Genomic DNA, 8,955 nt, shown 5'->3' with positions numbered 1-8,955 from the left:
CCAGACGTCGTGGTGCTCACCGGAGGCCTGGCCACCGGTGCAATGGACGGCGGAGGCGGCACGATGCCCGACGACGTCAGCGGCCCCGAGGGCGGCGTTGGCTGCGGAACGAACGAGCCGGACGCGGTCGTCGAACCCGCGAACAGGTGCGTGGACTTCATGCCAGCGGCAGTGTCACCCCCGAACACCTGGGTGGACGTCATCGCCCCCGAGCGCTCCCCACTCCCCGCGGGAGGAGGCTTGGGCGCGGGAGGAAGCGCCCCCTGGGGCGAAGCCATGAAGACATGACCACATCGCGTGCACTGCACCGAAGCGCCGCCGGGCGGCAGGAGTCGGGCATCCAGCACGTACTGCATCGAGCACTGCGGGCAGGAGATCTGCACCGGCCGTCCTTACCACACGCTCCCATTGGCCGCCGCCGCGTCCAGCACCGTGGCTGCCCGAAGGGTCTGCAACTTGGCAGCACCCACGCCCGGCACCGCGTCCACGTCACCCCAGCTCGTGAACCGGCCCTGCTCCTCGCGCGCCGTCACCAGCCGCCGGGCCAGGTCCCGCCCCACACCGGGCAACAGGGCCAGCTCTTCTTCGGATGCAGCGTTGAGGTCCAGCTTGAGCCCCAGCGCGAGCGCCCGAGCCCCCGTAGGCACCGTCCCTGGCCCGCAGGTGGCAAGCCCCGCCGGGTCCAGCCGAACGGACTCGGGAGGACAGCCGAGCGAGGGCTTCGCGTCCGGCCAGCGCGCCCGGGCCACGAAGCCCAGGGCGAGCAGGCCCAGCGACGCGACCGCGAGCGCGGACGTGCGCCCGACCGGCCTCAGGCCTTGGTCCCCTGGAGGGCGTCGACCTCGGACACGGTGGGCGTGGCCGTCACGGCCGGAGGCGCATCCAGCCCGAAGGCCGTGTGCAGCGCGCGCACCGCGAGCTCCGTGTACTTCGTGTGGATGACACACGACGTCTTGATCTCCGACGTGGAGATGAGCTGGATGTTGATGCCCTCCTGGGAGAGCGTCTGGAACATCCGCGCCGCGACGCCCGAGTGGTTGCGCATGCCCACGCCGACGATGGACACCTTGGCGATGGTGTCATCGACCTCCACGCCCGTGGCGCCCACCTCCTGGGCCGCCTGCTTCACCACCTCGTGCGCCTTGACGAAGTCCGCCTTGGCCACGGTGAAGGTGACGTCGGTGCGGCCGTCGCGCGACAGGTTCTGCACGATGAGGTCCACCACGATGTGCTTCGCGTCGAGCGCCCCGAAGAGCTTCGCCGCGGCGCCCGGCTGATCCGGCACGCCCACCACGGTGATCTTCGCCTCGTTCCGGTCGTAGGCGACCCCTCGAACCAGCACGTCCTCCATGGATGCGTCCTCCTCACAGACGAGCGTGCCCGGATCCTCGGTGAAGGAAGACTTCACCCACAGGGGCACCTTGTACTTCATGGCGAATTCGACCGAGCGGATCTGCAACACCTTGGCGCCCAGGCTCGCCAATTCCAGCATCTCCTCGTAGGTGATGCGGTCCAGCTTGCGAGCCGCCGGGCACACGTTGGGGTCGGTGGTGTAGACGCCGTCGACGTCCGTATAGATCTCACACGCATCGGCCTTGAGCGCAGCAGCCAGAGCCACGCCCGTGGTGTCGGAGCCGCCGCGACCCAGCGTCGTCACGCTGCCCGTCTCGTCCACGCCCTGGAACCCGGCGACGACGACGATCTGCTTGCGGGCCAGGGCGGCGCGGATGGGCTCCGCGTCGATGCTCTTGATGCGCGCCTTGGAGAAGGTGCTGTCGGTGACGATGCGCACCTGGTGACCGAGGAAGCTCACGGCCTCCCCACCCTGCGCCTGGATGGCGAGCGCCACGAGGCCGATGGACACCTGCTCGCCGGTGGCGACGACGACGTCCTGTTCGCGCTCGTTCGGCCGGTCGGTGATCTGCGCGACGAGCTTGAGCAGGCGGTTCGTCTCGCCGGACATCGCGGAGACGACGACGACGACGTCATGGCCGGCCTTCCGGGCGGCGAGGCAGCGGCGCGCGACGTTCTTCATGCGCTCGGTGTCACCCACCGAGGTGCCGCCGTACTTCTGGACGATAAGGGCCAAGGGGCTCACGACCTCCCTGCACGGACGGGCGCACGCTATATGAGCCCCGGGCCCCAGGTGTAAAGGCCCACTGCCACCCCGCCGCGTTTCCGCTAGCGTTCGCGGCGAACCATTTTCAAGCCGCTTTTCTGGAGCACCCTGCCATGTCCCGCCCCCGCATCCTCATCGATGGCGACACCCTGAAGCTGGAGGAGATCCTCCAGGTCTCCCGCCGTGAAGTCACGGTCGAGCTGGCCCCCGAGGCCGCGAAGCGAGTGCAGGCCTCGCGAGCCCTGGTGGACCGGGTGGCCGCGGGGGACACGCCGTCGTACGGCATCAACACCGGCTTCGGCACGCTGGCGGAGGTGCGCATCGACCGCAAGGACCTGCGCGACCTGCAGCGCAACCTCATCCTGTCGCACGCGTGCGGCGTGGGGCAGCCGCTGCCCCTGCCGGAAGCGCGCGTGCTGCTGCTCCTGCGCTGCAACGTGCTGGCGAAGGGCTTCTCCGGCATCCGGATGGAGACCTTGGGTCTGGCCATCGACATGCTGAACCGGGACGTGGTGCCGGTGGTGCCCGAGCGAGGCAGCGTGGGCGCGTCCGGAGACCTGGCCCCGCTGGCGCACCTGGCGCTGGTGTTGATTGGCGAGGGCGAGGCGTTCTTCGAGGGCGTGCGGATGCCGTCGAAGCAGGCGCTGGAGAAGGCGGGCCTGAAGCCGGTGGTGCTGGAGGCGAAGGAAGGCCTGACGCTGATCAACGGCACGCAGGCGATGTGCGCGGTGGGGACGCTGTTGCAGCTGCGAGCGGAGCTGCTCGCGGACGTGGCGGACATCGCGGGAGCGATGACGGTGGAGGGCCTGCTGGGCAGCCACAAGCCGTTCCTGCCGGAGATCCACGCGGTGCGTCCGCACGCGGGCCAGAAGGCGGTGGCGGACCACCTGCGGCGCATCCTGGCGGGCAGCGAGCTGGTGGAGACGCACGTCAACTGCAGCAAGGTGCAGGACCCCTACAGCCTCCGGTGCATCCCGCAGGTGCACGGCTCGGCGCGCGAGGGCATCGCCTTCGCACGACGCATCCTGGAGGTGGAGGTGAACAGCGGGACGGACAACCCGCTGGTGTTCGCGGACACGGAGAACATCATCTCCGGAGGCAACTTCCACGGGCAGCCCATCTCGCTGGCGATGGACGTGGTGGCGATGTCGCTCACGCAGCTCTCGAGCATCAGCGAGCGGCGAGTGGAGCAGATGGTAAACCCGTCCCTGTCGGGCCTGCCGGCGTTCCTGGCGAAGAACTCAGGGTTGAATTCCGGGTTCATGATCGCCCAGGTCACGGCGGCGGCACTGGTCGCGGAGTCGCGGATCCTGAGCCACCCCGCCTCCGTGGATTCGATTCCGTCCTCCGCGGGCCGTGAGGACCACGTGTCCATGGGCATGACGGCGGCGCTCAAGGGCAGGCAGGTGTCGGAGTTCACGCGTTCGTGCCTGGCGATTGAGGTGCTGGTCGCGGCGCAGGCGCTGGACTTCCGTCAGCCCGTGAAGCCTGGGAAGGGCGTGATGGCGGCGTATGAACTGGTCCGCAGCAAGGTTCCGCACATGGACCGGGACCGGGAGCTCCATCACGACATCACTGCGGTCACTGCGCTGGTGGAGTCAGGGGCGTTGAGGGAGGCAGTGCGGTTGGGTGTTTAGGGACTTTACTCCTACAGCCGTAGCTTGAGCCTGACGCCCTAAGCAAGATAGCGACATCGCATGGCGACGGTTTGGAGGTGACGTCGCCGACCAACTCCACGCCAGGACACGTGCGACGAAGGTCACTGCACACCGCAGGAGTACTACCAGGAGGCCTCGCACCTCCTGGAGCAACGGACGATGGCTGTCAATGAAGGCCTCATCGGCCAAGAAACGCGCGCATGGGCTTCTTCGTGTCGGCAGGCCGAGAACAGCAGCAACCGCCGGCACCACTCAGTCAGCAGAGAATCTTGCACGCTTCGTAAGGGAGGCACACTCTCAACCCAAGCTCATCGCGAATTATTTTCGCTGTAGCATTGTTCTTAGTTGACCTGCTGCTCTTGTTCTTTGGATTCTTAAAATCCCAATCCCTCGTCACAAACAACTCACAAACAGCCGAATGCGCAGCAACAGACTGCTTAATGTCATGTGTCTGCATGCCCGCCTGCTCAAGCTTCTTTTTTGTCGCCTGGATTCCCCTAAGCGCAGCACCGATGTCTCTCATGGACACCTCTCTAATCGAAACACCCTGTATCGCACACTGATAAATAAAAGCATTCAAGAACTCACTTATTGACGATTCCGCTCTGCTTATCTCAGAAAAAGCTACACTCCAATCTATCTTCTGAGGATCCAACAACCTCTGACAATGACCACAGTCAGCATCTTGCGTATTCTGCGCAAGAAGAAAAACAACGGTGTCATAGAAAGTTGAACCACTCACGAGATCGCCTTTCTTGAACCTCTGGCAACCATGAGTTCCCGCGCAAGATCAAGGCTCGTGTCCAAGAACCCCTTAGGCCACTTCGACACCGGAACGCCGTTCTCATCAAACTGCATCTGTCTTATTTTCGAGCCCTTGTTCGTTTTTTCAACGCAAAACACGCGAACTCGATCCGCTGCGATTTCCCCCATCGCAATCAGAGTCTGCAGCCGAAGAATCAGGTGCTCGCTATGCGTTTCAACATACGACTTGTTTTTTCTTTTTGCTGAGTCAACAAAAATATCAGCAAGCCTCGCCTGGGCTCTCGGATGAAGATGGACCTCAGGCTGATAGGCAATTAGCGCTCCATTCTGAAGCGAAGCCTCTCTTGCAATCAGAGGGAGCGCCTGGCTCACCCCAAAACCTACATCCGCGATGGTCGCCTTTTGCCTTGTCAAGTGGGTGGCCACCTGAACTTCGACCACTCGAGGACCTCTAACACGTGGCTGTTTGATTTCGAGATTGCGAGCCAGCCCCAGCATCGAAAGATTTTGGACAATGCGGCTCTTCACCTCCGGAGAATCACCACTCCAGATTTTCAGCAAATAATCAATGCTGATTTTATCCTCCTTTATCATTGATGGATCGCCAAGCACATATACCGACCTCGGGATCGGCCGGTATGGACGAAGAATAAGCGTCGGCTTATTTATATCTCGCCCCATAACTTTGAAATTAACATGCGTCTTTGACACATTTTTTGATTTTGTAATTCTCTCTTCCTTCGGGATGACTGGGAAAATCCCCCGAAAAAAGACATCCGAATATCTTCCACCACTGCGCGGCTTCGTTTCAACCAACCTGGGCTGTGTTGACGAAAAATCAACTTTAATCTCACCCTCGCCGGGCGCCAAATAGCTTGCTGAACCAACGTACGCAGATCCGTCAGAGTGTTTTTTTCTGAAATTAAACTTGGCGGTATGCGTTGTCACTTGCTTCGCAGTGGACTCTGCCTGCTGCGGCTCTGCCCCCCATCCAAACGAAACCGAAAAGGAACTCGCCCTCTTTTTCCCAGGCACAGTGTTCTGACTCAAAATTGAGTCAAACGAGGCAAAGGCGAACTGTTCATCAAGCAAAAGGGGCCCATCTTTTTGGCGCACCTGATTGCTAACCAGCGCCAGCTCAATCAATGACACCAGAGTTGTTTTTCCTGCATTATTTGGCCCCACGAAGATATTAATGTCTGCCAGTTCAATATTTCCGGAATCAGTGAAGGATCTAAAGTTCTCAACCTTGATGGATGTTAGCATTTCATGGCCTGACGGATGGCTGAAGGAGACGACCGTGTATCTACATTGGAGGCTCACTCAGAGCCTACACGCAGTCAAGTCTTGTGTAATCCGACTGGGTTCTGGGCGACCCCCTTCCCTCCCTGGCCGGACCGGATGAGCGTAACTGCGCCGCAACCGTCCGGCCAACGACGTGTCGGAGGGCCTGAGGGCGGACGGGTCGGCGGGGCGAAGCCGCTTCCACTCGTGCGGCAGCATTTCACCGGTAAGTGCCCGCTCGCAATTTACCTGCCCATGAGAGGCGTTCCCACCCCCGAGAAATCGGCCTTCGGGCGCTCGAAACGGGTAAGTAAGTTCTGAACGAGCCCTAACCGTCCGGCCAACGACGTGCTGCGGGCCATTGCTGGAGGGAGCGACGGCGGTGGACGCTGGCGCGCATGTCGAACGCCGATGTGACTTCAGTCAGAACTGGTATCGCTCCGCCTCTTGGTAGAACTGAGTCAGAGAGAAGTCCAACAGTGCCTGCCGGGAACACAGGTAGCGCTGGGCCCGAACGAAGGGCAACCATACACGGTTGCCTACGCGGACTTGCACTTCCTCCAGCTTCTCCCGCGGGATCCACTGCCCGCCCAGTCGCCGGACCAGGACCTCGCCCAGGTACGCGCCCACGGCGGGCACGAGGTGGTCGTCGATCTTCCGGCGCTCGAAGGTCTCCGGGAAATTCATACGCCAGAGGTGGAAGTCAACGTCCGTCAACGATTCGGGGGTGGCCTCGAAGACCGACGGCACCTTTGTGTGCAGGATCACTACGAGGTGCTCAGCGAGAGTCGCGTAGCGTTCACGGGCGCTAGCCGGGTCCTCCACGTCCACAGGCAGCGAGGCGTTCGCGTGCAACCACTCGTCCGGTTCGGCCGGTCGGAAGGCGTTGAACTCAGCAATCCTCCGCTGACGTTCCGTCACGAAATACGAGTCCGTCACGCGCTTGAGCAGCGGCGCCACGTCCGGGAAGAAGTGCGGCGCCACGGGGGCCAGGGCCTCACTGCGTTCGCGCAGCTCGCCCAGCACGGTGGCGAGGTCAAGATCCGGCCGGAGGTGCACGAATGCTTGGGCCTGAGCCTTTCGCGCCTCCTCGCACGCGTAGTCCGTGACAGTCGGCCACGTCAGAATGAGGATGGAGCCGTTTGGGAGTTCCTCCACCCGATGGGCTGGGGTCGACAGCATCCGCTCGCGGCCGACGCGTTGCACCAACGCAGGACCGAAGATGTTGAGCCAATACACCCCATAGATCTTGTCGAAGCCGTCCTTGATCGAGGTCTGCATATCGCGGCCAAAGTTGGGCGATCCGGATAAGTATTCGTCTGCAACGCTGTGCGCCGAAGCATGGGTCACGGGATACCTGGAGGCCCATGCACGAACCATGTCCACGAATGCGCGGCAACGCGCCTCCATTGAAAAGAACGAGAGGGGTTGAAGCGCAAACTGGACATCCAGCTCCGGCGGGAACGGCGGGAACCAGTTCCGGAACGTCATGTCCAACGCCGGAGATGTCGTGCGATACAGGCCAAGGGTCGCGCCGACCTCGTCGCGGACCTCTGCAAATGCCTTCCAGAAGTTGGCTCGGCTGTATTTGCGGGCTCGTTTCCCATGGACGACGTTCGGCATCCAATCACCGGCGAACGCCTCCAGTGCATGGAGGAAGGGTTCGAGTTCGCGTTCCAGCGCTGCACTCGGGTCAAACGCGCCCCGGAACGAGAGTTGGAGCAGATCCTCTACATTCGACTCACGAGGATTCAGGACTTTCATTCGAAGGACACCTCCACTCCTTTGACCCGGTTCTGGATTCTTCCCACGGCCGCTTTCAATTCATTGAGGGTTACGGGATTGACTGTGCCGCCCTCATAGATGAGGCGGATCTTCTGAACCTGGACCTGCACTCCATCGCCTTGAGATTGGAGGGTGCGCCTGCGGATGTTCAACGTCTCGCCGTAATACCGCAGGGCGGCGCTCGCGTCCGCATGCATCTGAACCTCCAGGCCCTGCCCCTTCAGCGCCTGAAGGTCACGGCTCTTGAAACTGAACGTCTCCACACGGGGCGGTTGGCCAGCGATGGGCTCTGTTTCAATGACGAGCACGTCCGCGAAGCGGAGATCCGTCTTCGCGACGCCCACATGCGTCTCGATGCGGGGCTGGTTGAAGCCCTGGAGCCACTTTCGTTGTGACCCTGGCAAGGCCGCATCCGCTCGCAGCCTGGCCACCATGGTCCGCTCGAAGTCCAGCCCCTGGGCGAAGAGCCCTCGCACCCGGTGATAGTCCCTCCAGGTCAGGGGCCCCCTGGACTCCGTGCCCTGCTTGAGTTCCGCGAGACGCCGCTCGAAGTACACGACGTACTCAGGCCAGCGCGGGTGACCTTCGGCTCCCGGCTGCGGGGCCTCCAGTGAAGGCCGCTGCTTCTCCAGGTCCACCACGACGGAGGACAGGCGCGGGCCTGGTGCCTCCTGTTCCAGTTGCACCCATCGGGCTTCCACTGCCTCCCGCTCGAAGCCCGCCGCCTCGTGCACGCGGGTGGCGACCTTCGCGGCACCGCTCCTCCCCGCCGTCACTCCTGGCCGCTCGCGACTCGCCTCCGCGAACAGGGCCTGCGCTTTCGCGGCACTGCCCTTCGCCTCGTACAGGGCCAGCAGCCCGGCCTCGCCTGACTGCGCGGCGAACAGCGCATTCTCCCGACGGGATTGCAGGTGCCGGAAGAGGTCGCGAACGGCGTCGACTCCCAGCTGCGCTTGCAGCCGTGCCATCCCCCTCTTCAATCCCTCCGCGGTCATGGCCTCTGGGAGGACGCGCGCACCCTTTCCTCTGGCATACAGCGCCACCATCAGCCCGGCGGGCGCCAGCTCGCGGGTGGCCTGTTCGTACCGGCCCTGGGCCAACGCATACGCCCCATGGCCCGTCCCAGCCGCCAGGTGGAAGAAGCCCATTGGCACGCCGAACGTCAGGTGGTCGAAGCTGCCCAACGCCACGCTTCCCGGTGCGAAGCGCTCCGCCATCAGCGCCCCTTCCACCTTGTCGAGGGCCTCCCGGTAAGGCGGCGGCAGTTGCCCGCGCTTCGCGCTGAACTCCGTGTACAGCGGCTCGGCGAAGGCAGGGATGGTGGCCAGGGCGGCCCGCCCAGCC

Annotated in this window: 7 protein-coding genes and 1 pseudogene; 1 reads left to right on the top strand and 7 read right to left on the bottom strand. The window is 63.1% G+C overall.

The window, feature by feature from the left end:
• From D7V93_RS30145 to D7V93_RS30135, 3 genes are all read right to left on the bottom strand, one after another.
• The coding region (locus D7V93_RS30145) for a zinc-ribbon domain-containing protein (RefSeq protein WP_208723198.1) at positions 1-383 on the bottom strand (383 nt) is incomplete at its 3' end.
• Positions 384-392: 9 nt separating this feature from the next.
• Positions 393-647 (bottom strand): ComEA family DNA-binding protein, encoded by a 255-nt coding sequence (locus D7V93_RS46940; protein WP_244237602.1) that lies wholly within the window; start codon positions 645-647, stop codon positions 393-395.
• Positions 648-811: 164 nt separating this feature from the next.
• A complete protein-coding gene (locus tag D7V93_RS30135; RefSeq protein ID WP_120646673.1) occupies positions 812-2,089 on the bottom strand; it encodes an aspartate kinase in 1,278 nt (425 codons plus the stop codon).
• A 143-nt stretch (positions 2,090-2,232) separates the two neighbouring features.
• Here D7V93_RS30135 and hutH point away from each other — a divergent pair, with 143 nt between their 5' ends.
• Positions 2,233-3,756 (top strand): histidine ammonia-lyase, encoded by a 1,524-nt coding sequence (gene hutH / locus D7V93_RS30130; protein ID WP_120646672.1) that lies wholly within the window; start codon positions 2,233-2,235, stop codon positions 3,754-3,756.
• Between the two features lie 277 nt (positions 3,757-4,033).
• On the opposite strand, the gene D7V93_RS44585 is transcribed toward hutH, so the two are convergent.
• From D7V93_RS44585 to D7V93_RS45275, 4 genes and pseudogenes are all read right to left on the bottom strand, one after another.
• Positions 4,034-4,300, bottom strand: a complete 267-nt coding sequence (locus D7V93_RS44585; protein WP_147451408.1) for a hypothetical protein — start codon at positions 4,298-4,300, stop codon at positions 4,034-4,036.
• 215 nt (positions 4,301-4,515) lie between these two features.
• The gene (locus D7V93_RS30125) at positions 4,516-5,808 is read right to left on the bottom strand and encodes an AAA family ATPase (protein ID WP_120646671.1); all 1,293 of its coding nucleotides are present in this window, start codon (positions 5,806-5,808) and stop codon (positions 4,516-4,518) included.
• Positions 5,809-6,249: 441 nt separating this feature from the next.
• Positions 6,250-7,590: a hypothetical protein gene (locus tag D7V93_RS30120; RefSeq protein ID WP_120646670.1), complete on the bottom strand. Its 1,341-nt coding sequence runs from the start codon at positions 7,588-7,590 to the stop codon at positions 6,250-6,252.
• A pseudogene (locus tag D7V93_RS45275) lies at positions 7,587-8,955 on the bottom strand (hypothetical protein); the annotation flags it as partial. The gene D7V93_RS30120 and the pseudogene D7V93_RS45275, both read right to left, overlap by 4 nt.

It is taken from the genome of Corallococcus llansteffanensis (assembly GCF_003612055.1).
GTDB lineage: Bacteria > Myxococcota > Myxococcia > Myxococcales > Myxococcaceae > Corallococcus > Corallococcus llansteffanensis.
Note: the sequence above shows the minus strand (reverse complement) of the source record. Positions and strands in the feature narration are given on the sequence as shown.

Bases quoted from the DNA above. Each gene is read 5' to 3' on its own strand.
- D7V93_RS30125 (WP_120646671.1), bottom strand. From the start codon at position 5,808: ATGCTAACATCCATCAAGGTTGAGAACTTTAGATCCTTCACTGATTCC.
- D7V93_RS44585 (WP_147451408.1), bottom strand. From the start codon at position 4,300: ATGAGAGACATCGGTGCTGCGCTTAGGGGAATCCAGGCGACAAAAAAG.
- D7V93_RS30120 (WP_120646670.1), bottom strand. From the start codon at position 7,590: ATGAAAGTCCTGAATCCTCGTGAGTCGAATGTAGAGGATCTGCTCCAA.
- hutH (WP_120646672.1), top strand. From the start codon at position 2,233: ATGTCCCGCCCCCGCATCCTCATCGATGGCGACACCCTGAAGCTGGAG.